Source organism: Bartonella sp. AA126HLJHH (genome assembly GCF_042197425.1).
Lineage (GTDB): Bacteria > Pseudomonadota > Alphaproteobacteria > Rhizobiales > Rhizobiaceae > Bartonella.
In genome coordinates this window covers 160,849-183,626 of sequence record NZ_JBHIRU010000003.1, presented here as the reverse complement: position 1 = coordinate 183,626, position 22,778 = coordinate 160,849, and the positions used below count along the sequence as shown (strand labels likewise).

At 40.3% G+C, this 22,778-nt stretch carries 31 protein-coding genes and 1 pseudogene; all 32 read left to right on the top strand.

All coding sequences use genetic code 11. The features are described 5' to 3' along the window. Positions 1 to 65 (top strand): annotated as a pseudogene (locus tag ACFIQC_RS03205) (elongation factor Tu); the annotation flags it as partial. Between the two features lie 61 nt (positions 66 to 126). Then, positions 127 to 435, top strand: a complete 309-nt coding sequence (gene rpsJ, locus ACFIQC_RS03200; protein WP_005773267.1) for a 30S ribosomal protein S10 — start codon at positions 127 to 129, stop codon at positions 433 to 435. A 27-nt stretch (positions 436 to 462) separates the two neighbouring features. Continuing rightward, positions 463 to 1,200 (top strand): 50S ribosomal protein L3, encoded by a 738-nt coding sequence (rplC, locus tag ACFIQC_RS03195; protein WP_375706728.1) that lies wholly within the window; start codon positions 463 to 465, stop codon positions 1,198 to 1,200. A 2-nt stretch (positions 1,201 to 1,202) separates the two neighbouring features. Continuing rightward, positions 1,203 to 1,823, top strand: coding sequence for a 50S ribosomal protein L4 (rplD, locus tag ACFIQC_RS03190; RefSeq protein ID WP_375706727.1), 621 nt, complete (start codon positions 1,203 to 1,205; stop codon positions 1,821 to 1,823). Further along, positions 1,820 to 2,113 (top strand): 50S ribosomal protein L23, encoded by a 294-nt coding sequence (locus ACFIQC_RS03185; protein ID WP_375640528.1) that lies wholly within the window; start codon positions 1,820 to 1,822, stop codon positions 2,111 to 2,113. The genes rplD and ACFIQC_RS03185 overlap by 4 nt, the downstream gene beginning before the upstream one ends. Before the next feature lie 20 nt (positions 2,114 to 2,133). Beyond that, the gene (gene rplB, locus ACFIQC_RS03180) at positions 2,134 to 2,967 is read left to right on the top strand and encodes a 50S ribosomal protein L2 (RefSeq protein ID WP_375706726.1); all 834 of its coding nucleotides are present in this window, start codon (positions 2,134 to 2,136) and stop codon (positions 2,965 to 2,967) included. 15 nt (positions 2,968 to 2,982) lie between these two features. Continuing rightward, positions 2,983 to 3,261 (top strand): 30S ribosomal protein S19, encoded by a 279-nt coding sequence (rpsS, locus tag ACFIQC_RS03175; RefSeq protein ID WP_004855734.1) that lies wholly within the window; start codon positions 2,983 to 2,985, stop codon positions 3,259 to 3,261. Between the two features lie 2 nt (positions 3,262 to 3,263). Continuing rightward, a complete protein-coding gene (gene rplV, locus ACFIQC_RS03170) occupies positions 3,264 to 3,653 on the top strand; it encodes a 50S ribosomal protein L22 (protein ID WP_375621437.1) in 390 nt (129 codons plus the stop codon). Then, positions 3,653 to 4,363: a 30S ribosomal protein S3 gene (gene rpsC / locus ACFIQC_RS03165; protein WP_273791408.1), complete on the top strand. Its 711-nt coding sequence runs from the start codon at positions 3,653 to 3,655 to the stop codon at positions 4,361 to 4,363. Before rplV ends, rpsC begins: the two co-directional genes overlap by 1 nt. 36 nt (positions 4,364 to 4,399) lie before the next feature. Next, a complete protein-coding gene (gene rplP / locus ACFIQC_RS03160; protein WP_375611475.1) occupies positions 4,400 to 4,813 on the top strand; it encodes a 50S ribosomal protein L16 in 414 nt (137 codons plus the stop codon). 12 nt (positions 4,814 to 4,825) lie between these two features. Beyond that, positions 4,826 to 5,026, top strand: a complete 201-nt coding sequence (gene rpmC, locus ACFIQC_RS03155; protein WP_375606714.1) for a 50S ribosomal protein L29 — start codon at positions 4,826 to 4,828, stop codon at positions 5,024 to 5,026. An 11-nt stretch (positions 5,027 to 5,037) separates the two neighbouring features. After that, entirely contained in the window at positions 5,038 to 5,277 is a 240-nt protein-coding gene (gene rpsQ / locus ACFIQC_RS03150; RefSeq protein WP_012231991.1) for a 30S ribosomal protein S17, read from the top strand. A gap of 144 nt (positions 5,278 to 5,421) precedes the next feature. Further along, a complete protein-coding gene (gene rplN, locus ACFIQC_RS03145) occupies positions 5,422 to 5,790 on the top strand; it encodes a 50S ribosomal protein L14 (RefSeq protein ID WP_004855715.1) in 369 nt (122 codons plus the stop codon). A gap of 12 nt (positions 5,791 to 5,802) precedes the next feature. Next, positions 5,803 to 6,117 (top strand): 50S ribosomal protein L24, encoded by a 315-nt coding sequence (gene rplX / locus ACFIQC_RS03140; RefSeq protein ID WP_375611476.1) that lies wholly within the window; start codon positions 5,803 to 5,805, stop codon positions 6,115 to 6,117. After that, positions 6,110 to 6,667, top strand: a complete 558-nt coding sequence (rplE, locus tag ACFIQC_RS03135; RefSeq protein ID WP_375611477.1) for a 50S ribosomal protein L5 — start codon at positions 6,110 to 6,112, stop codon at positions 6,665 to 6,667. Before rplX ends, rplE begins: the two co-directional genes overlap by 8 nt. A 24-nt stretch (positions 6,668 to 6,691) precedes the next feature. Further along, positions 6,692 to 6,997 carry a 30S ribosomal protein S14 gene (rpsN, locus tag ACFIQC_RS03130; protein ID WP_273791412.1) on the top strand — a complete coding sequence of 102 codons (306 nt, stop codon included), beginning with the start codon at positions 6,692 to 6,694 and terminating at the stop codon, positions 6,995 to 6,997. 14 nt (positions 6,998 to 7,011) lie between these two features. Then, on the top strand, positions 7,012 to 7,410 hold the full coding sequence (rpsH, locus tag ACFIQC_RS03125) for a 30S ribosomal protein S8 (RefSeq protein WP_375611478.1): 399 nt from the start codon (positions 7,012 to 7,014) through the stop codon (positions 7,408 to 7,410). 39 nt (positions 7,411 to 7,449) lie between these two features. Next, a complete protein-coding gene (gene rplF / locus ACFIQC_RS03120; protein ID WP_375621436.1) occupies positions 7,450 to 7,983 on the top strand; it encodes a 50S ribosomal protein L6 in 534 nt (177 codons plus the stop codon). A 12-nt stretch (positions 7,984 to 7,995) separates the two neighbouring features. Next, complete coding sequence (rplR, locus tag ACFIQC_RS03115; RefSeq protein ID WP_273791414.1) at positions 7,996 to 8,358, top strand: 50S ribosomal protein L18; 363 nt, start codon at positions 7,996 to 7,998, stop codon at positions 8,356 to 8,358. A gap of 111 nt (positions 8,359 to 8,469) precedes the next feature. Beyond that, a complete protein-coding gene (gene rpsE, locus ACFIQC_RS03110; RefSeq protein ID WP_015856574.1) occupies positions 8,470 to 9,018 on the top strand; it encodes a 30S ribosomal protein S5 in 549 nt (182 codons plus the stop codon). 31 nt (positions 9,019 to 9,049) lie between these two features. After that, positions 9,050 to 9,256, top strand: a complete 207-nt coding sequence (gene rpmD / locus ACFIQC_RS03105; RefSeq protein WP_375611481.1) for a 50S ribosomal protein L30 — start codon at positions 9,050 to 9,052, stop codon at positions 9,254 to 9,256. Positions 9,257 to 9,276: 20 nt separating this feature from the next. Continuing rightward, positions 9,277 to 9,744: a 50S ribosomal protein L15 gene (gene rplO, locus ACFIQC_RS03100; protein WP_375706725.1), complete on the top strand. Its 468-nt coding sequence runs from the start codon at positions 9,277 to 9,279 to the stop codon at positions 9,742 to 9,744. Between the two features lie 161 nt (positions 9,745 to 9,905). Further along, positions 9,906 to 11,252 carry a preprotein translocase subunit SecY gene (gene secY, locus ACFIQC_RS03095; RefSeq protein WP_375621434.1) on the top strand — a complete coding sequence of 449 codons (1,347 nt, stop codon included), beginning with the start codon at positions 9,906 to 9,908 and terminating at the stop codon, positions 11,250 to 11,252. Then, a complete protein-coding gene (locus ACFIQC_RS03090) occupies positions 11,249 to 11,827 on the top strand; it encodes an adenylate kinase (protein ID WP_375640515.1) in 579 nt (192 codons plus the stop codon). The genes secY and ACFIQC_RS03090 overlap by 4 nt, the downstream gene beginning before the upstream one ends. 181 nt (positions 11,828 to 12,008) lie before the next feature. Further along, a complete protein-coding gene (gene rpsM / locus ACFIQC_RS03085) occupies positions 12,009 to 12,377 on the top strand; it encodes a 30S ribosomal protein S13 (protein WP_026500557.1) in 369 nt (122 codons plus the stop codon). 114 nt (positions 12,378 to 12,491) lie between these two features. Next, on the top strand, positions 12,492 to 12,881 hold the full coding sequence (rpsK, locus tag ACFIQC_RS03080; protein WP_007347762.1) for a 30S ribosomal protein S11: 390 nt from the start codon (positions 12,492 to 12,494) through the stop codon (positions 12,879 to 12,881). A 94-nt stretch (positions 12,882 to 12,975) separates the two neighbouring features. Beyond that, positions 12,976 to 13,989 carry a DNA-directed RNA polymerase subunit alpha gene (locus ACFIQC_RS03075; RefSeq protein ID WP_375611485.1) on the top strand — a complete coding sequence of 338 codons (1,014 nt, stop codon included), beginning with the start codon at positions 12,976 to 12,978 and terminating at the stop codon, positions 13,987 to 13,989. 24 nt (positions 13,990 to 14,013) lie between these two features. Then, positions 14,014 to 14,442 carry a 50S ribosomal protein L17 gene (rplQ, locus tag ACFIQC_RS03070; protein WP_375706724.1) on the top strand — a complete coding sequence of 143 codons (429 nt, stop codon included), beginning with the start codon at positions 14,014 to 14,016 and terminating at the stop codon, positions 14,440 to 14,442. Positions 14,443 to 14,709: 267 nt separating this feature from the next. Beyond that, complete coding sequence (locus ACFIQC_RS03065) at positions 14,710 to 16,104, top strand: DegQ family serine endoprotease (protein ID WP_375621432.1); 1,395 nt, start codon at positions 14,710 to 14,712, stop codon at positions 16,102 to 16,104. 8 nt (positions 16,105 to 16,112) lie between these two features. Then, positions 16,113 to 17,438 carry a replication-associated recombination protein A gene (locus tag ACFIQC_RS03060; protein ID WP_375632411.1) on the top strand — a complete coding sequence of 442 codons (1,326 nt, stop codon included), beginning with the start codon at positions 16,113 to 16,115 and terminating at the stop codon, positions 17,436 to 17,438. A gap of 989 nt (positions 17,439 to 18,427) precedes the next feature. After that, positions 18,428 to 19,471, top strand: coding sequence for a recombinase RecA (gene recA, locus ACFIQC_RS03055; RefSeq protein WP_375706723.1), 1,044 nt, complete (start codon positions 18,428 to 18,430; stop codon positions 19,469 to 19,471). A gap of 204 nt (positions 19,472 to 19,675) precedes the next feature. After that, on the top strand, positions 19,676 to 22,342 hold the full coding sequence (gene alaS / locus ACFIQC_RS03050; protein WP_375686133.1) for an alanine--tRNA ligase: 2,667 nt from the start codon (positions 19,676 to 19,678) through the stop codon (positions 22,340 to 22,342). Positions 22,343 to 22,778 lie beyond the last annotated feature (436 nt).

The following is a 22,778-nucleotide window of genomic DNA, read 5'->3' as shown; positions in this document are numbered from 1 at the left end:
GTTTTGCTATTCGTGAAGGTGGTCGTACTGTTGGTGCCGGTATCGTCTCTAAGATCATTGAATAAATAATGCTTGTTGAGTGCTTTGATTATTGAAGGCACTTTGTATAACAGGGAAATAAAGAGCATGAACAGTCAGAATATTCGCATTCGCTTGAAAGCGTTTGATCATAGAATTCTTGATACGTCGACGCGTGAGATCGTATCGACTGCTAAACGTACCGGTGCAAATGTCCGTGGTCCCATTCCGCTTCCGACGCGGATTGAGAAGTTTACGGTCAATCGTGGACCGCATATCGATAAGAAAAGTCGTGAGCAGTTTGAGATGCGAACACATAAGCGTCTTCTTGACATTGTTGATCCAACGCCGCAAACAGTGGATGCGCTTATGAAGCTCGATCTTTCTGCTGGTGTGGATGTAGAAATTAAGCTCTGAGGTTTGAGGACAGAAGGAACAGACCCGATGCGTTCAGGTGTAATAGCACAGAAGCTGGGCATGACCCGTATTTATAATGATGCTGGTGAGCATGTGCCGGTGACGGTACTTCGTTTGGAGAATTGTCAAGTCATTGCTCAGCGTACAGTTGAAAAGAATGGTTATACTGCTGTTCAATTAGGTGTAGGCTTTGCTAAGGTTAAGAATACTTCACAAGCTCTTCGTGGACATTTTGCTAAGGCTTCTGTTGAGCCTAAAGCCAAAATAGCAGAGTTTCGTGTGAGTCCCGACAATCTTCTTGATGTTGGTACTGAGATTACAGTGGAACATTTTGTTCCAGGACAAAGAGTTGATGTGACTGGTACCAGTATTGGTAAGGGGTTTGCTGGTGTTATGAAACGACATAACTTTGGTGGACATCGTGCTTCTCATGGTAATTCGATTACACATCGTGCTCATGGTTCTACAGGGCAGTGCCAAGATCCTGGTAAAGTTTTTAAAGGTAAAAAAATGGCTGGCCATATGGGGCAAGTGCGTGTAACAACACAGAATATTGAAGTTATTTCCACTGATAGTGAGCGTGGTTTAATTTTAGTGCGTGGTGCTGTTTCTGGTTCTAAAGGTTCTTGGATTTTGATACGGGATGCTGTGAAGAAGCGTCTTCCTGATAATGCTCCAAAGCCTGCTGGTATTCGCCGTCTTGTGAAGGAGAAAGCGGAAATGGTTACTCCGGTGATGGAAACCTCTGAGGTTGAGGGAGCCTAATAATGGATCTTGTAATTAAAACTCTTGATGGTAATGAAGCTGGCAAATTAAAGGTTTCTGAAGCTATTTTTGATCTTGTTCCGCGTGAGGATATTTTGCAACGTGTTGTTCGTTGGCAGCTTGCACGTCGTCAGCAGGGAAGTCATCAATCCCAAGGTCGTTCTGATGTGTCGCGAACAGGGGCAAAAATGTTTAAACAGAAAGGAACTGGGCGTGCTCGACATTCATCTGCACGTGCACCGCAGTTTAGGGGTGGGGGTAAGGCACATGGACCGGTGGTTCGTAGCCATGCGCATGATCTTCCTAAAAAAATTCGTGCTCTTGGGTTGCGTCTTGCTTTATCTGCAAAATTAAAAGCAAAAGATTTGATTATTGTGGATGAGTTGGCTGTTAAGAATGCTAAAACGAGGATGCTTGTTTCTCATTTTTCTAAGCTTGGATTTAATAACGCTCTCTTGATTGGTGGTAAAGAGATTGATATTAACTTTTTTCGTGCAGCCTCTAATATCCCTAATATTGACATTTTGCCTATTCAGGGAATTAATGTTTATGATATTTTGCGTCGCAGCAAACTTGTTTTATCAAAAGCAGCTGTTGAGGCTCTTGAGGAGCGTTTTAAATGACAGATATTCGCCATTATGATATAATTATTAGTCCAGTTATTACTGAAAAGGTGACTATGATTTCTGAATATAATCAAGTTGCTTTTAATGTCGCGCCGAAAGCGACGAAGCCTGAGATTAAGGCTGCTGTTGAAGCGCTTTTTAGCGTAAAAGTTAAAGCAGTTAACACGATAGTCCGTAAGGGTAAAGTGAAGCGTTTCAAAGGTATAGTTGGTCGGCAGAGTGATGTCAAAAAAGCGATCGTAACTCTGGCCAGTGGTCAGACTATCGACGTTTCGACAGGTCTTTAAGAGGCTCGGAGATAGGAATAATGGCACTTAAGCAATTTAATCCAACTACACCTGGGCAGCGTCAGCTTGTTATTGTGGAACGTTCTTGTCTTTATAAGGGAAAACCTATAAAGATGTTAACTGAAGGTTTGTCTTCAAAGGGTGGGCGTAATAATCGCGGTCGTGTTACTGCTCGTTTTCAGGGTGGTGGACATAAACGTAGTTATCGGTTTGTCGACTTTAAGCGTCTTAAACATGATGTTTCAGCAAAGGTTGAGCGTTTAGAATACGATCCTAATCGTACCGCTTTTATTGCTTTAATCCGCTATGAGGATGGGCAATTGAGTTATATTCTTGCGCCACAGCGTCTTGGTGTTGGTGATTCTGTTATGGCTGGTTTAAATGTGGATGTTAAACCAGGTAATGCTATGCCTCTTGGTAATATGCCTGTAGGCACAATTATTCATAATGTTGAGATGAAGCCAGGAAAAGGGGGGCAGATTGCACGTTCAGCAGGTGCTTATGCGCAGTTGGTTGGACGAGATCATGGTATGGCTATTCTTCGTTTAAATTCTGGTGAACAGCGTTTGGTTCCGAGTAGCTGTTTTGCAACTGTTGGCGCTGTTTCAAATCCTGATCATGGGAATATTAATGATGGTAAGGCGGGTCGGTCACGTTGGCGTGGTAAACGTCCACATGTTCGTGGTGTTGCTATGAACCCCGTTGATCATCCACACGGTGGTGGTGAAGGTCGTACATCGGGGGGACGCCATCCAGTTTCTCCCTGGGGTAAACCTACGAAAGGTAAGCGTACGCGCTCCAATAAAGCCACTGATAAATTTATTATGCGTACGCGTCATCAACGCAAGAAATGAGAAAGGTAGTCTGAGGTGGTTCGTTCAGTGTGGAAAGGTCCGTTTGTTGACGGCTATCTTCTTGGTAAAGCAGAGAAGGTACGTGCAAGTGGGCGCAATGAAGTTATAAAAATATGGAGTCGTCGCTCTACTATTTTACCGCAATTTGTTGGTTTAACTTTTGGTGTTTACAACGGTAATAAGCATATTCCTGTTTCTGTTTCTGAAGAGATGGTTGGGCATAAGTTTGGTGAGTTCGCTCCTACCCGGACTTATTATGGTCATGGTGCCGATAAGAAAGCGAAGAGGAAGTAGGAATGGGAAAAGCTAAAGTTTCGCGCCAGCTTAAAGATAATGAAGCAAGAGCTGTCACGCGGACAATTCGTGTTAGTCCGCAGAAGCTTAATTTAGTTGCTGCAATGATTCGTGGTAAAAGAGTTAATGTAGCGCTCGCTGATTTGATGTTTTCACGCAAGCGTATTGCTGCTACTGTGAAAAAAACGCTTGAATCAGCAATTGCAAATGCAGAAAATAACCACGATCTTGATATTGATTCGCTTGTTGTGGCGGAAGCTTATGTTGGTAAGTCGATAGTGATGAAGCGCTTTCATGTTCGTGGTCGAGGGCGTGCTAGTAGAATTGAACGTCCATTTTCGCATCTTACTGTTATTGTTCGTGAAATTACCGAAAAAGTGGAGGCCGCGTAATGGGGCAGAAGATCAATCCAATAGGGCTTCGTCTTGGTGTTAATCGGACTTGGGACTCTCGTTGGTATGCTGATAGTGGTGAATATGGGCGCCTTCTTCATGAAGATTTGAAAATTCGTTCATATGTGCTTGAGGAGCTTAAACAGGCGGCTATTTCTAAGGTTGTTATTGAGCGTCCTCATAAAAAGTGTCGTATTACAATTCATTCTGCACGTCCTGGTTTGATTATTGGTAAAAAGGGTGCTGATATCGAAAAGCTTCGTCGTAAGCTCTCAGAAATGACGGATGCTGAAACTTCATTGAATATTGTGGAGATTCGTAAACCGGAGATTGATGCGACAATTATTGCGCAATCAATTGCTCAACAGTTAGAGCGTCGTGTTGCTTTTCGTCGTGCAATGAAGCGTGCTGTTCAGTCTGCTATGCGTCTTGGTGCGGAAGGTATTCGTATCAATTGTTCTGGCCGTCTTGGTGGTGCTGAAATTGCTCGTATGGAATGGTATCGTGAAGGTCGTGTTCCACTTCATACCTTGCGTTCTGATGTTGATTACGGTACAGCAGAAGCTAAGACCGCTTATGGTATTTGTGGTATTAAAGTTTGGGTCTTTAAGGGTGAGATTCTTGAGCATGATCCGATGGCTTCAGAACGTCGTGCTACGGAAGCTGATCAATCTGGTTCTTCATCGAATCGTCGCCGCGAAAATGCTTAGTTTTTGAGATTGAACTAAAATTTGGAGTAGAGAACAATGTTGCAGCCAAAGCGCACAAAGTTCCGTAAACAGTTCAAAGGCCGTATTCACGGTTTTGCGAAGGGTGGTACGGATTTGAATTTCGGTGCCTACGGTTTGAAGGCTGTTGAGCCGGAGCGGGTTACTGCTCGTCAAATTGAAGCGGCGCGTCGTGCGATTACACGTTATATGAAGCGTTCTGGTCGTGTGTGGATTCGCATTTTTCCAGATCTTCCGGTTACATCTAAACCGACTGAAGTTCGTATGGGTAAAGGTAAGGGAAGTGTTGATTATTGGGCTGCACGTGTTGCTCCTGGTCGCGTCATGTTTGAGCTTGATGGAGTTCCGGAGGATGTTGCACGTGAAGCACTAAGATTGGGTGCTGCAAAGTTGCCTATAAAAACGCGTTTCATCCAGCGTATTGCTGAATAATGAGGTTAAGCGATGAGAGCCACAGAATTACGGGCGCAAACGCTCGACCAAATGAAAGATGAATTGGCTAAGTTAAAGAAAGAGCAATTTAATTTGCGTTTTCAAAAAGCAACAGGTCAATTAGAAAAGACAGCGCGCGTTAGACAAGTTCGTCGTGATATTGCGCGTATTAAAACTTTTCTTCGTCAAAAGATAAGTGAAAGTAAGGTTTAAGGAAATAAGAGATGCCTAAACGCGTTTTGCAGGGTGTTGTTATTAGCGACAAAAGTGATAAGACTGTTGTTGTCAAAGTTGAACGCCGTTATTCTCATCCGCTTCTTAAGAAGACTGTTCGGCAGTCTAAAAATTATAAAGCGCATGACGAAAACAACCAATTCAAGATTGGGGATCAAGTTTCTATTCAAGAATCTAGACCAATTTCGAAAGATAAATGTTGGATTGTTGTAAAAGACAATGTAGCGTAAAGAGTTAAGCTTATTGTTTTAGAATTTAACAGTGTGGTTATCATTGATAAATTTGAAGACGATAACTTTATCGTTATTTGGCAGGCAAATCCGAGTGTGTAAAAGATACAATCGGATATATGTATTAAGAGAAGGTGGCCAGTCATGATTCAGATGCAAACAAACCTCGACGTTGCTGATAATTCTGGAGCGCGTCGTGTCATGTGCATCAAAGTGTTAGGCGGTTCAAAGCGGAAATATGCTTCGGTCGGTGACATTATTGTTGTTTCGGTTAAGGATGCAATTCCTCGTGGCCGTGTTAAAAAAGGTGATGTTATGAAAGCTGTTGTGGTTCGTACTGCTAAGGATATTCGTCGCGCAGATGGTAGTGTCATTCGTTTTGATAGTAATGCTGCGGTTTTAGTGGATAACAAAAAAGAGCCGATCGGTACTCGTATCTTTGGACCTGTTCCCCGTGAATTGCGTGGTAGGAATCATATGAAGATCATCTCGCTTGCTCCTGAAGTTCTGTAAGGAGTAAATGTTATGCAAAAGATTCGAAAAGGTGATAAAGTTGTTGTTTTGTCCGGTAAGGATAAAGGATGTAGTGGTGAAGTAATTAAGGTTAATCCAAAAGAGAATAAGGCTTTTGTTCGTGGGATTAATATGATTAAACGTCATCAACGTCAAACGCAGAAGCAAGAAGCTGGAATTATTTCTAAAGAAGCTCCGATTCATCTGTCTAATTTGGCGATTGCTGATCCTAAAGATGGTAAGCCTACACGTGTAGGCTTTCGTATGAATGCAGATGGTAATAAAGTTCGTTTTGCCAAGCGTTCGGGAGAGTTGATTAATGGCTGAGGAAAGACAAATACCGCGTATGAAAGCGCATTATTTTGAAGTGATTCGTAAAGTGCTTCAAGAGAAGTTTAATTACAGAAATGCGATGCAAATTCCGCGGATTGATAAAGTTGTAATAAATATGGGGATAGGTGAAGCAACTGCTGATTCGAAGAAGCCTTCCCTTGCCGCTGAGGATTTAGGGCTAATAACGGGTCAGAAGGCTGTTGTTACGCGTGCGCGTAATTCTATTGCGACCTTTAAGGTTCGTGAAGGAATGCCTCTTGGGGCTAAAGTTACATTACGTAAAGATCGTATGTTTGAGTTTTTAGATCGTCTTGTGACGATTGCTCTTCCGCGGGTTCGTGACTTTCGTGGTTTAAATCCAAAGAGTTTTGATGGTCGTGGCAATTTTGCTATGGGTATTAAAGAACACATTGTGTTTCCAGAAATCAACTATGATAAAGTTGATCAAATTTGGGGCATGGATATTATCGTTTGTACGACAGCAAAAACGGATGATGAAGCTCGTGAGTTATTGCGTGCTTTTAATTTTCCTTTTCGTTCGTAACGGCAAACGTAGTGAGGTGAAATTATGGCCAAAGTAAGCGCCGTTGAAAAAAATAAGCGTCGTGAGGTGATGGTAAAGCGCTATGCTGCCCGTCGTGCACGTTTGAAAGCAATAGTTATGGATCAGAAGGTTTCTCTTGAGGAACGTTTTAAAGCTTCTGTTCAGTTGGCAGAGTTGCCGCGTAATTCTTCGAAAGTTCGTATTCGTAATCGCTGTGAGGTTTCAGGTCGTCCGCGGGCTTATTATCGTAAATTAAAAATGTCGCGAATTGCGTTGCGTGAGCTTGGCTCTATTGGCTATATTCCTGGTATTGTAAAGTCTAGTTGGTAAGAGGAGATTATTTAATGTCTATGTCAGATCCTCTTGGTGATATGTTAACACGTATTCGTAATGCACTTGGTCGTAAAAAAGGTAAAGTAGTTACTCCAGATTCGAAGCTTCGTGCGCACGTTCTTGATGTTCTTCAGTCGGAGGGTTATATTCGCGGATATAATCGAATTGATTTAGGTGATGGGAAAGCGGAGATTGAAATCGAATTGAAGTATTTTGAAGGGCTGGCTGCTATTCGTGAGATTTCACGTGTATCAAAGCCAGGGCGTCGTGTGTATGTTTCTGCTAAGTCACTTCCTCAGGTGGCAAATGGCCTTGGTATTTCGATTTTATCGACTCCTAAAGGCGTCATGGCAGATCATGAGGCGCGTGAACAGAATGTTGGTGGAGAACTCCTTTGTCGTGTTTTCTAAGTTATGTCAAGAAAACGGAAGAAAAAGTAGGTTAGAACAATGTCTCGTATTGGAAAGAAACCCATTTCAATTCCTTCTGGAGTTACTGCTACTGTTGAAGGACAGCTGGTTAAGGCAAAAGGTCCAAAAGGTGAGCTGAGTTACGTCGTCAATGATGAAGTCTTAGTCAAACTTGAGGAGAATATCATATCAGTTATGCCGCGGGATCAGTCAAAAGATGCGCGTTCTAAATGGGGTATGTCGCGCTCAATGATTGAGAACATTTTTTGTGGTGTGAAAGATGGTTTTGAAAAGAGGTTGGAGATTAATGGGGTTGGTTATCGTGCTGCTTTGCAGGGTAAGGATGTTCAACTATCTCTGGGCTTTTCGCATGATGTGGTTTATAAAGTTCCGTCGGGTGTTACTGTGACTGTTCCTAAGCCAACGGAAATTGTTGTTTCTGGAATTGATAAACAGCAAGTTGGACAAGTTGCAGCGGAGATTCGTGAGTATCGTAAGCCTGAGCCTTATAAAGGTAAAGGTGTTAAGCATGCAGATGAACGTATCTTCCGTAAAGAAGGTAAAAAGAAATAAGGATTTTGTATTATGGTTTCATCTAAGGACATTATCCAACGTCGTGCAAGGCGCGTTCGTCGTAGAATTAAAATGGTTTCTCATGATCGTCCTCGCCTTAGTGTTTATCGTTCAAATCAGAACATTTATGCTCAAGTTATCGATGATTTGCGGGGATGTACACTTGTTTCAGCCTCTACTCTTGAAAGTGATTTGAAAAAATCGTTAAAGAGTGGTGCTGATAAAAAGGCGGCCTTTGCTGTTGGTAAGTTAATTGCTGAGCGTGCGAAGAAAGCGGGTGTTAATGAGGTGGTTTTTGATCGTGGAGCGTATGTGTACCATGGTCGCGTCAAGGCTTTAGCTGAAGCTGCTCGTGAAGGTGGTTTGAATTTCTAAAATTTCTTATTTATGAATGAGTAAGGAGAGTTTAGAGTATTTCGTTTAAGTTCTTCCGGTTTGATGAGGGACTTTGTTATCGTGCTTCCGGAAAAGAAAAAGGAATGAGGAATGGCACAAAAAGAACGTGGTGAGAGAGAAGAACGCGATAATGAATTTGTCGATAGGCTCGTTCATATCAATCGTGTTGCTAAAGTTGTAAAGGGTGGTCGGCGTTTTGGTTTTGCTGCTCTTGTTGTCGTTGGAGATCAAAAAGGGCGTGTGGGTTTTGGACATGGTAAAGCCCGTGAAGTTCCAGAAGCCGTTCGTAAAGCAACGGAATCTGCAAAGCGTGGGATGATTTATGTTCCACTTCGGTCTGGGCGTACATTGCATCATGATCTTGAAGGTCGTCACGGAGCTGGGCGTGTTTTGCTACGCTCGGCTTCTGCTGGTACTGGTATTATTGCTGGGGGGCCGATGCGTGCTATTTTTGAAGCTCTTGGTATGCAGGATGTCGTTGCAAAATCACTAGGATCGTCGAATCCTTATAACATGGTTCGTGCAACATTTGATGCATTGAAACATCAAATGCATCCTAGAGATATTGCTGCTCAACGTGGTATAAAGTATTCGACTTTGCAGGCGCGTCGTCGCCATTTAGTCGACCTAGAAGGGTAGTTTCTGAGATTATCAGAAAAGGAATTAGGAAATGGTTCAGAAAAAATCTCAGAGTGGTAAAACTGTGACGGTGGAACAAATTGGAAGCCCTATTCGAAACTCACAGATTCAGCGTGCAACCTTAAAGGGGCTTGGACTAAATAAAATGCGTCGTCGGCGCGTTTTAGATGATACACTTTGTGTGCGGGGTATGATTGCTCGGGTTCGGCATCTTGTTCGCGTTATAGATGAAGGTTAAGGGTTGCGGGAGTATTAGATATGAAACTCAATGAACTACGTGATTGCGAAGGCGCAACAAAAAATCGTAAGCGTGTTGGGCGTGGTATTGGTTCCGGTACGGGTAAGACTGGTGGTCGTGGTGTAAAAGGGCAAAAGTCACGTTCTGGTGTTTCCCTTAATGGTTTTGAAGGTGGGCAAATGCCCATCTATCGTCGTTTGCCAAAACGTGGATTTAGGAATTTCTTTGCTAAAACCTACAATGAAGTTTCACTAGGACGTATTCAGTTGGCAGTTGATGTAGGTAAGTTGAATATTGAAAAGCCTGTTGATATGGTTTCTTTGAAAGAGGCTGGTATTATTCGTCGTGAAAAAGATGGGGTTCGTCTTCTTTCTGATGGTGATTTGAAGGCTAAGATTACCTTTCATGTTTCTGGTGCTTCACAAGCTGCTTGTGTTAAGATTGAAAAAGTGGGTGGTCAGGTTATTCTTCCTGATATTGCTCGATAATTTTTTAATATGAATAGAGACCTAAAGAAGAATAATATCTGTTTTGTGGGATCTTTTGTGGAGAATTGTTTAAGTTCTGCATTTGTTTGTGTATGCATATATGAATTTTAGGATTATACTTCTGTGATTTGAAGAACTGAAGTGTAAAGTGGAGACGTTTTATGGCATCAGCAGCAGAGCAATTTGCTTCCAATATAAATTTCGGCACCTTTTCGCGTGCAACTGAATTAAAGAAACGCATCTGGTTTACTCTGTTGGCGCTTCTTGTATATCGTTTTGGCACTTACATCTCTCTTCCAGGTATCAATATCGATGCTTTGCGGCAAACATTTGAACATCACGCGTCGGGTGTATTAGGACTCTTTAATATGTTTGCTGGAGGTGCCGTTGGGCGTATGGCTATTTTTGCGCTGGGTATCATGCCTTATATATCGGCATCTATTATTGTGCAATTGTTAACATCTATTATTCCTTCTTTGGAAACTCTTAAAAAAGAAGGGGATTTAGGTCGTAAGATTATCAATCAATATACGCGTTATGTAACAGTCGTATTGGCAATTCTACAAGCTTTTGGTATTGCGGTTGCGCTTGAAAGCGGTATAGGGTCGGGGCTTCAAATTGTTTTAGAACCAGGTCTTATGTTTCGTATTTCTTCTGTTATTACGCTTGTTGGCGGAACGATGTTTCTTATGTGGCTTGGCGAGCAAATTACGTCACGTGGTATTGGTAATGGGGTTTCTCTTATCATTTTTACAGGGATTGTAGCCAACTTTCCTTCTACTTTTGCTCAGCTTTTGACAGCTCATAGTCAGGCTGATTTATCAACTTTTCTTTTAATAGGAATCGTTCTTATTGCTGTTTTGGTTATTGGGCTTATTGTTTTTATAGAGCGTGCGCAACGGCGAATTCTTATCCAATACCCGAAACGTCAGGTCGGTAATCAAATGTTTCAAGGAGATATGTCGCATCTTCCTTTAAAGTTGAATACTGCTGGTGTTATTCCACCTATTTTTGCTTCATCTTTATTATTATTACCTGCCACTATTAATAATTTTTCTGATAAAATGCCACAATGGGTTCAGGAGATTTCTTATGCTCTTGGTCATGGACAGCCACTTTATATGATTGTTTATGCATTTTTAATGGCGTTTTTTTGCTTTTTTTATACAGCTATTGTGTTTAATCCAAGTGATACTGCAGATCAGTTGAAAAAACATTCTGGTTTTATTCCAGGGATTCGTCCAGGTGAGCGTACTGCCGAATATATTGATTACGTTTTGACGCGTATTACTGTTGTGGGCGCTATTTATATTATCTTGGTTTGTTTGTTACCTGAATTTATGATATCTGCATTACAGGTTCCTTTTTATCTTGGGGGAACATCCTTGTTGATTGTTGTTACTGTTACACTTGATACGGTTGCTCAAATTCAGGGGCATCTTGTTGCCCACCAATATGAAGGGTTGATAAAAAAATCAAAACTTCGTGGAGGTAAAAGGAATCGATGAGAGTTATTCTTTTAGGTCCTCCTGGAGCGGGAAAAGGTACGCAAGCAAAAATGTTGACTGAGGAATATAACATTCCTCATTTATCAACAGGGGATATGTTGCGTGAGGTGATTGCCAAAGAAACGGAGATTGGTAAAAAAGCTAAAGCTATTATAAGTTCTGGTACTTTGGTACCTGATAGTATTGTTAATCAAATCGTATCAGATCGGATTGATGAAGCTGATTGTGTAAACGGTTTTGTTTTGGATGGATATCCGCGAACTGTGGGGCAAGCAGAAGCGTTGCAACAGATACTGGATTCAAAAAATATGCGGCTTAATGCTGTTATTGAATTGTGTGTTGATGAAGACGTGTTGATTGAACGTATGAAGAAGCGCGTTGAGGAAACAATAGCGACTGGTGGACAGGTTCGTTTAGATGACAATCCTGTTGCTTTTGCAAAAAGATTAGTAGAATATCGTGAAAAAACAGCTCCCTTATCAAAATTTTATTCAGAGAGGGGAATGTTGAAGGTTATTGATGGAATGATTGGTGTTGCTGAAGTGACACGTATGATTAGAGGGTTTCTTTCATGAGATTTTTTTTTAGAAATAAATGAAAAGAGTTGACTTTTGAGATAAAATCTATCAAAAGTGAATTTAATTTATTTTAGTGAAATAATAGGATTCGGAAGAATTTTTTTCTGAGTCTATTTTTTTCTGTAAGGTATATCAGGTATTTTATAACAATTTGTCAAAATAACTAAGGAGAGTAGGCGTGGCTCGTATTGCTGGCGTCAATATCCCGACAAATAAGCGTGTAATTATTGCGCTTCAATATATCCACGGGATTGGACCAAAATTTGCTCAAGAAATTATTGAAAGAGTTGGCATTCCTTTGGGGCGTCGTGTGCATGAGCTTTCAGATGCTGAGGTGCTGCAGATTCGTGAGGCAATAGATCAGGGGTATCAAGTTGAAGGTGATCTTCGTCGTGAGGTTGCTATGAATGTTAAGCGTTTGATGGATCTTGGTTGTTATCGAGGATTGCGTCATCGCCGGTCTTTGCCTGTCCGAGGACAGCGTACACATACGAATGCCCGTACACGTAAAGGTCCGGCTAAGGCAATCGCCGGTAAGAAGAAATAAGGGCCTTTGTGGAAGGTTTTTTATATATTCTTTTTCTTGTTTGATTTTTTTGACAAGGAAAAAAGGTGGAGCTGCTGATGTTACGGCAGTGATGAGATCGTTGAAAGGGAAATTATGGCCAAGGAAGCCACACGTGTTCGTCGTCGCGAACGTAAAAATATTTCATCGGGTGTTGTGCATATTAATTCAACATTTAATAACACAATGATTACTATTACTGATGCTCAGGGTAATGCAATTGCTTGGTCATCTGCGGGAGCTCAGGGGTTTAAAGGTGCGCGTAAATCGACACCTTTTGCTGCTCAAGTTGCTGCGGAGGATTGTGCAAGAAAAGCGCAAGAGCATGGTATGCGTTCTTTGGAAGTTGAAGTTTGTGGACCTGGATCAGGGCGTGAATCTGCTTTACGTGCATTGCAATCTGTTGGTTTTGTCATTACTTCTATTCGCGATGTAACACCAATTCCTCATAATGGATGTCGTCCGCGGAAAAGGCGGCGTGTTTAATTGGGTGTTGTTTTTTGTTGTCGGAGATTTCTCTGATGTTCACATTGGTCGTTACGATTGAATGGTAACGGAACTAAAGAACGGGAATAAAAATATGATCCAGAAAAACTGGCAGGAACTTATTAAACCCAATAAGGTTGAATCATGTGCACATGATAATCCAAATATTATAAGTGTGATTGCTGAACCTCTTGAGCGTGGTTTTGGTTTAACGTTAGGAAATGCGCTTCGTCGCGTTTTGTTATCTTCGCTTCGTGGTGCTGCTATTACTGCTGTGCAGATTGACGGTGTCTTGCATGAATTTTCATCGATTCCAGGTGTGCGTGAGGATGTTACGGATATTATTCTGAATATAAAAGAAATTGCGCTTCGTATGGAAGAAGAAGGGCCTAAACGTGTCGTCGTTTATAAAGAGGGGCCTGGTGTCGTGAAAGCGGGAGATATCAGTACAGTTGGAGATATGGAAATTCTAAATCCAGATCATGTTATTTGTACTCTTGATGAAGAAGCTGAAATTCGTATGGAATTTATTGTCAACACAGGAAAGGGGTATGTTCCATCTGATCGTAATTGTGTTGATGATGCACGTATAGGGCTTATTCCAATTGATAGTCTTTATTCACCGATCCGTAAGGTATCTTATAAAGTAGAAAATACACGCGAAGGTCAAGTTCTCGATTATGATAAATTAACGCTCACGATTGAAACAAACGGTGCTGTTAATGGTGAGGATGCTGTTGCTTTTGCAGCACGCATTCTTCAGGATCAATTATCGTTATTTATTAACTTTGAAGAGCCACAGAAGGAGCCTGTTGAAGAGGCTGATTCTGAGCTTTCTTTTAATCCTGCACTTCTCAAAAAAGTGGATGAATTAGAACTTTCAGTTCGTTCGGCAAACTGTCTTAAGAATGATAATATTGTTTATATTGGTGATCTGATTCAAAAAACAGAATCTGAAATGCTTCGGACACCGAATTTTGGTCGCAAATCGTTGAATGAGATTAAAGAAGTTTTGGCGTGTATGGGTTTACATCTTGGGATGGAGATTCCTGCGTGGCCGCCTGAAAACATTGATGATCTTGCAAAACGTTATGAAGATCAATATTAAAATTAGAATTTAAGGAGAGGGCTTATGCGCCATAGTAAGTCAGGACGCAAGTTGAACCGTACTGCCAGTCACCGTAAAGCGATGTTTGCAAATATGGCAACTTCGTTGATCGAGCATGAGCAGATTGTGACAACGCTTCCAAAGGCTAAAGAAATTCGTCCTATTGTTGAAAAACTCGTTACTCTTGGTAAGCGTGGTGGTTTGCATGCGCGTCGGCAAGCTATTGCAGCACTTCGTGATGCAGGAAAGGTTGCAAAATTATTTGATACGCTTGCGCCACGTTATGCATCACGCAACGGTGGGTATTTGCGTATTATGAAAGCGGGGTTTCGTACCGGTGATAATGCGCCCATGGCTGTTATAGAATTTGTTGATCGTGATGTTGAAGCGAAGGGTGCTGGGGATCGTGCTCACATGGAAGCTTCTGAGAATGAAAAGGGAACATCTTCGTAGAGTTTTTTATTCTGTTGGATTTTTAAAGGCCGCCTTGTCTTGGGCGGTTTTTTTGTGAGCATTTTTAAGTTTGTTTTAGTTGAGAAATAGGTGCAGAGAGAAAATTATAGAATATTGAATTATCTTATTTTTATAATATTTATTGTTCAAATAGGTTGTTTTTATTCTCTATTATGAAATATTAATAGAGGTCCTTAATTTGCGGGGATACGTTTTTTTATTCTATTAATCTTCAACAGAATGTGCTGATTTTATAAGGAGTGGATTATGAGGTATTCTTTTTGGGTGCGGATTTTTTTTGCAATTATGATGCAGATATCATTTGATCATGTATATGCTCATGTTCCTCAAACACAAACAGAAATCACTCTTTCATTTGCTCCTTTAGTTAAAAAGACAGTTCCATCTGTTGTAAATATTTATGCAGCTCGACAAATTAGAGCTCGATCACCTTTTGAAGGCGATCCATTTTTTGAGCAATTTTTTGGTCGTTTTCAAAATAAATTTCCTGTTCGTAAGCAATCGTCATTAGGATCAGGGGTGATTGTTGATGCACGTGGTTTGATCGTTACAAATTACCACGTCATTAAAGATGCAAGCGAAATTAAAGTGGCTTTTTCTGATGGACGGGAGTTTGAGAGTAAGGTCGTGCTCAAAGATGAAGCAACTGATATTGCCATTCTTGAAGTTAAGGAAAAAGATGCTCAATTTCCGGTTCTTTCTTTGGGAAATTCTGATGCTGTTGAAGTTGGTGATCTTGTTCTTGCTATTGGTAATCCTTTTGGTGTTGGTCAAACAGTTACAAGTGGTATTGTTTCAGCGCAAGCGCGTACACGTGTTGGGGTTTCTGATTTTGACTTTTTTATTCAAACAGACGCAGCCATTAATCCAGGGAATTCTGGTGGCGCTTTAATTGATATGAAAGGTCAGTTAATCGGAATTAATACGGCTATTTATTCGCGTTCCGGTGGTTCTGTAGGGATTGGTTTTGCTATTCCAGTTAATCTTGTAAAAGTGATGCTTGATACTGTTAAACGCGGTGGAAAATATTTTGTGCCGCCTTATATTGGGGCTTCTTTTCAAAATGTTACAGCTGATATTGCTGGTGGTTTAGGTTTAGAACGTCCCTATGGTGCTCTGATTATTGAAGTTATCAAAGATAGTCCTGCTGAAAAAGCTGGATTGAAAGTAGGTGATGTTATTTTGAGTGTGCAGGGGGTACGCGTTGACAGTCCAGATAGTCTTGGTTATCGTTTGATGACAGCTGACGTTGAGCATAGTCTTGCTTTGGAATATTTACGAAGTGGAAAAACTTTAAAAACACAAATAACAGTTTCATCGATATCAGAAACTGCATTTTTAAAATCTGAAAAAATTACGGGTGACAGTCCTCTTGCTGGTGCTGAAGTGTTAGATTTGACACCGCAAAATAGTCGACGTTTTCATCTTCCTATATCTGCAAAAGGGGTTGTGATTACCAATCTTGATAAAATGAGCAATGCAGCTGGAATTTTTCAGTCAGGAGATATTCTACGTGTTGTAAATGGCCATAAAATTCAAACAGTTCATCAGTTGAAAAAGGTTCTTATGCAAGGTCGCTCAAATATGTGGCAATTGGAATATGAACGTGATGGTATGTATATTCGCCAATTTATTCGTTGAGGTTTTTTTTGAAGAAAGATTTTTTTACTTCGTCGTTTGATTTTCAAGTTAATAAAAATCAGCCACTTGCAGAAAGAATGCGTCCTTGTTCTCTCAATGATGTTGTGGGACAAAAGCATTTGATTGGAGAGGATGGTTTGCTTTCACGTATGGCGGCAACAGGCTCAATTGGATCGATGATTTTTTGGGGACCTCCAGGGACGGGAAAAACGACTGTTGCACGTTTGTTAGCCCTTGAAACAAATTTCGCGTTTGAACAGGTTTCTGCTATTTTTACAGGAGTTTCTGAACTTAAAAAGATTTTTGAAGTTGCGCAGAGGCGTTTTATATCTGGGGATAAAACACTTCTCTTTGTTGATGAAATTCATCGGTTTAATCGTGCACAGCAGGATAGTTTTCTTTCTGTAATGGAAGAGGGTACTGTGGTACTTATAGGTGCAACAACCGAAAATCCTTCTTTTGAGCTGAATGCTGCCCTTCTTTCGCGTGCACGTGTTTTAACATTTCTTTCTCATGATCATGAAAGTTTGGACATGCTTTTGAGGCGTGCTGAAGAAGTGGAGGGAAAAACTCTTCCCTTGGATAATGATGCCAGAGACGTTTTGATAGAGATGTCTGATGGTGATGCGCGGGTTGCGTTAACATTGGCAGAGGAAGTTTGGTCTATTGCACCATTGGGAGAGATTCTTGATGTTGTTGCTTTGCAAAAAGTTATTCAGCGTCGTGCGCCTATTTATGATAAAGGACGAGATGGGCATTATAATCTCATTTCAGCGTTGCATAAATCCGTTCGTGGATCTGATCCTGATGCTGCGCTTTATTATTTGGCACGTATGTTGGATGCTGGTGAAGATCCTCTCTATATTGGGCGAAGATTGGTTCGTATGGCCGTTGAAGATGTTGGTTTGGCGGATCCTCAAGCTCTTGTCATTTGTAATGCAGCAAAAGATGCCTATGATTATTTAGGATCACCAGAAGGAGAATTGGCCTTGGCGCAAGCATGTCTTTATGTTGCAACTGCGCCAAAGTCAAATGCAGCATATCTTGCGTATAAAGCAGCACTGCGTTGTGCGCGCAAAAATGGCTCTTTACCACCTCCTAAGCATATTCTTAATGCGCCTACGAAATTTATGAAGGAAGAAGGGTATGGAAGTGGTTATTGTTATGACCATGATGAACCAGACGCTTTTTCAGGACAAGAATATTTTCCCGAAAAACTTGGGCGTCAGAGTTATTATAAACCAGTTGAGCGTGGTTTTGAGCGTGAAATTGTGAAACGTCTTGAGTGGTGGCAACAGTTGCGCAAAAAACGTAAAGATCAAAATAAAATTTGAGTTGAAATACGTTTTTTATTGATCTTGGATTTATTATTTTATCTCTTATGTTATTGTATGAGAAATTTAGCTTATATTTTAAACATTTATTGCATTGCTTGTAGAGATTTTTTTTGATATTTTCAAAAGTGCATGTTTTTTCAAATTTAAATATGTCATTCAACTTTTAAGCTGCTGTATTTTTTTTTGGTTTTTATTAAATAATATATTGACTTATAATGATGATTGACTGTTTCGTAAGTTGAATGAAAGTTTCAAATACCGTAAATTTCTCTCATCCCAAGTCTGTTATTTGTTGAAGCAATCAAGTTATTCGCTTGCATGTTACAAGCAGGATTAGCGTGTGATAAAAACTGTACAAGAAAAGACTAAAAATCCCTCTTATGAATTGTCTCAAGTGCCGAGAGCTGTTGCAATATTGGAGGATGATAAATAGTGTGATGGTGCCGGCTTGCTCCTTCTATAGAGTAAAGATGGTGGTGCCTAAAGGGTTTTGCAGTATACCACATTCATAGGTGTTGTCACAAAATGAGCTTGGAAGTTTTGAGAGATGTTTCTTAAATCAAGTGCATGAATATGCAACACAATAGCGTTTTGTTCTTCGATGCAATAGGGTATGAGGTTGATTGATGATGCGTTTTTTGTGTGATCAATAGCGGGAGAATTCTTAGTCTCTCAAGTATTTAATCAAAGGGATAAGCAGAAGGGTTGTAGAACATTGTGTTTAAAATTAAATTGTTCCTTTTCTAGAGAGATATAAATATGTTAACTATGCTCCCATAGAGATATTACTTTATTGGAGTTTATTATGTGTCATAAGATAAGCAATGCCAATTCTTTATTGTGATGGTCATGAATGTTTATGGACATAATGTGGAGATAGGAATGGAAATAGTCTGTGAAACTCTAAACTCAAACCTTTAGTTAAATTAAAAGTACAGTGTACACTAAAGTTTTAGGTTATTATGAATTCGGTCAAGGATATAATCGTGGATAAAACAAAAGCTCTCGATGCTGCTCTCTCACAAATTGAACGTTCTTTTGGTAAAGGCTCGATTATGCGTCTTGGGCAAAAAGAGCAAGTTGTTGAAATTGAAACAATTCCAACAGGATCGTTATCCTTGGATATTGCTTTAGGGATTGGTGGATTACCGAAGGGGCGTATTGTTGAGATTTATGGACCAGAAAGTTCTGGGAAAACAACATTGGCTCTCCATGCTATTGCTGAGGCACAGAAAGGTGGTGGGATTTGTGCTTTTATTGATGCAGAGCATGCGCTTGATCCTATTTATGCGCGTAAGCTTGGTGTTGATTTAGAAAACTTGTTCATTTCTCAGCCAGATACCGGTGAACAGGCATTGGAAATTACAGAAACGTTGGTTCGTTCTGGTGCCGTTGATGTGCTTGTTGTGGATTCTGTCGCAGCTTTAACACCGCGAGCAGAAATTGACGGTGAAATGGGTGATGCTTTGCCCGGATTGCAAGCTCGGTTAATGAGTAAAGCGTTACGAAAATTAACCGCAGCAATTTTTCGCTCTAACTGTATGGTTGTTTTTATTAATCAAATTCGCATGAAAATTGGTGTGATGTTTGGTTCTCCTGAAACGACAACGGGTGGAAACGCTTTAAAGTTTTATGCTTCTGTTCGTTTAGATATTCGTCGCATTGGATCCATTAAAGATAGGGATTCAATCGTTGGTAATCAGACGCGCGTTAAAGTGGTGAAAAATAAATTGGCACCTCCATTCAAACAGGTTGAGTTTGATATTATTTATGGTGAAGGTATTTCCAAAGTAGGTGAGTTGATTGATTTGGGTGTCAAGGTTGGTGTTGTGGAAAAATCTGGTGCATGGTTTTCTTATAATTCTCAGCGTTTAGGGCAGGGGCGTGAGAATGCAAAGCAGTTTTTACGTGAACATGTGGAAATAGCTACAGAGATTGAAGCAGCTTTGCGCCAAAATGCTGGTTTGATTGCGGTTGAATTGTTAGAAAATGCAGGGTCAGAAAATATAGAAAGTGATGAAGCCATTTGATGGGGCGTTTTTTTCGTCTATAATTTTTTTTCTTTAAGATTTTCCTGTTTTTTGTTTGAGTTTTTAAATACGCAGTCATTTTTTTCTCAATTTTTTAAAACAAATATTCCATTTTTGATTAAATTGACTCCATGCGTGGCGAAGAGGATTTAATGAGGGGGGTTTTTCTTTTATGGTTTTGTGCTGTATTGAGCAGGTGTCAACATGAATAGTGTTAATAATATTCGGTCAACATTTTTGGATTATTTTCATCGTAATGGGCATAAAGTTCTTTCTTCTAGTCCGCTTGTTCCGCGGAATGATCCTACACTTATGTTTACAAATGCAGGGATGGTGCAGTTTAAAAATGTTTTTACTGGACTTGAACAACCTTCTTATACGCAGGCAACAACGGCACAAAAATGTGTTCGTGCGGGTGGAAAGCATAATGATCTTGATAATGTTGGTTATACGGCGCGCCATCATACATTTTTTGAAATGTTGGGTAATTTTTCTTTCGGTGATTATTTCAAAGAAGAAGCCATTTTTTTATCATGGAATCTTTTAACAAAGGAATTTTGCCTGCCAAAAGATAAATTGTTGGTGACAGTTTATCAGAGTGATGATGTTGCTGCTGAACTGTGGCGTAAAATTTCAGGTCTTCCAGATGAAAAAATTGTTCGTATTGCGACGGCTGATAATTTTTGGTCGATGGGAGAAACAGGACCTTGTGGGCCTTGTTCGGAGATTTTTTATGATCATGGTGATGAAATATGGGGCGGTCCTCCTGGAAGTGCTAATGAAGATGGGGATCGCTTTATTGAGATTTGGAATCTTGTTTTTATGCAGTATGAGCAAGTTTCCAAGGAAGAACGTGTTAACTTACCTCACCCTTCTATTGATACAGGCATGGGATTAGAGCGTATTGCTGCTGTTTTACAGGGCGTTCATGATAATTATGACATTGATCTTTTTCGTGCATTAATTGCTGCATCAGAAGAAATTACAGGGATTGAGGCAAAGGGTGATTTTATTGCCAGCCATCGTGTCATTGCTGATCATCTTCGCTCATCTGCATTTTTGATTGCTGATGGTGTGCTTCCTTCTAATGAAGGAAGAGGATATGTTTTACGTCGTATTATGCGTCGTGCTATGCGTCATGCGCATCTTCTTGGTGCTAAAGAGCCCTTAATGTGGCGACTTTTGACTGCTTTAATTCGCGAAATGGGACAAGCTTATCCTGAGTTGACACGTGCTGAATCTTTGATTTCAGAAACTTTAAGGTTAGAAGAAATACGTTTTCGTAAAACGCTTGAACGAGGACTTGGTTTGTTGAACGAAGCAAGTACCGATCTTAAAGAAGGAGACTATTTGAATGGTGAAGTTGCTTTCAAACTTTATGATACCTATGGTTTTCCGCTTGATTTGACGCAAGATGTTCTTCGTCGTCGCGGAATATCTGTTGACGTTGGTGCTTTTGATAAAGCGATGGAACGCCAAAAAGAGGAAGCACGTGCCAATTGGTCTGGTTCTGGAGAAGCTGTAACAGAGAAAATCTGGTTTTCTGTTCGTGATCAAGTGGGGGCCACAGAGTTTTTAGGTTATGAAACTGAGACAGCGAAAGGTATTCTTACAGCTCTTGTATGTGATGGTAAAATTGTTGATCATATTTCTTCAGATCAGAAAGCTATGCTTGTTGTTAATCAGACACCTTTTTATGGTGAATCTGGTGGGCAAATTGGTGATAGCGGTATCATTTCTGGTGAAAATTTTATTTTTAAGGTGCATGATACCCAAAGAAAGGGTGATGGTGTTTTTATCCATATTGGGGAGGTGAAATCTGGTCAGGCATCGAGGTCTGATTGTGTAGAATTAACGGTTGATATTGTTCGTCGTAAGAAAATTCGTGCGAATCACTCTGCTACTCATTTGTTACACGAAGCTTTACGCCAAACATTGGGGGACCATGTTACACAAAAGGGTTCTCTTGTATCGCCAGATCGGTTGCGTTTTGATTTTTCCCATCCAAAATCCGTTTCACCAAAAGAGTTGAAAAAAATAGAAGATTTAGCCAATGAGATTATTTTGCAAAATAGTAAAGTAATAACGCGCCTCATGGCTGTAGATGAGGCCATTTCTGAAGGAGCCATGGCATTGTTTGGTGAAAAATATGGTGATGAAGTTCGCGTTGTTTCTATGGGGGAGCCACTTGAACAGGAAAGATTAAAAAAGCGTTGGTCAATTGAGCTTTGTGGAGGGACACATGTGGAGCGAACAGGTGATATTGGTTTAATTCATATTGTTTCTGAAAGTTCTGTTTCAGCTGGAGTGCGGCGTATTGAAGCTTTAACAGGCAAAGAAGCACGTCTTTATCTTAGCCGCCAAGATGAACGTATTCATGAAATCGCTGATCTTTTAAAAACTTCTTCTGCTGGTGTGGAAGAACGGGTGCGAATTTTGCTTGATGATCGTCGTAAACTTGAAAAAGAATTGAATGATGTACGCAAGAAAATGATGTTGAGTGGTGGAATAACAGAAAGGAGCCAAGATGATATTATCATCATCAATGGGTTTTCTTTTACCGGACGCGTTGTTAAAAATATTTTACCACGGGATCTTAAGGCGCTCGTCGATTCTGAGAAAAAACAAATTGGATCTGGAGTGGTTGCTTTTATTAGTGTCTCGGAGGATGGAAAAGGGAGTGCTGTTGTCGGTGTTACGGATGATTTAACGGATAAATTAAATGCTGTAGATCTCGTTCGTATTCTTTCAGCGATGCTTGGTGGTAAAGGTGGAGGTGGCCGTCCTGATATGGCGCAGGCTGGTGGTCCTGAGGGGAACAAAGCTGATGAGGCATTTGCGGCACTAAAAGATTTTCTTGAAAAAAATTAAAGAATGAAATCATTCTGCATAGGTATTTTTCACATTGTTATATTTGGTTGGCATCTATGTATCATGAATATCTGTCTGGTGTATTTCTGAAATGCAGATACAGCGTAATTGGGGAAAATACAATTGTAAAGATAAAGACAGTGTTTGTCTTTATCACCACTTTATCATTTGGCTTTATAGCTTCCAAGCGTTTCAGGAGTCACCTTTTTAAGATAAGATAGATTATGCAGCACTTCATGCTTTACTGTGTATTCTTTTACTAGGAAGACTAGTTATTGTGTTGCTCTTATAGATTTTTTGAAGAAACATCTCTTTTTATGAAAGGAAAAATACAAGATTTATTGCATACGATTATCCTTATAAAGTTATAAGCTATCATTATTCTATTAGTTTTCAAATGAATAAAATCTCTTTTCTTGAAAAGGCTTATAAAAGA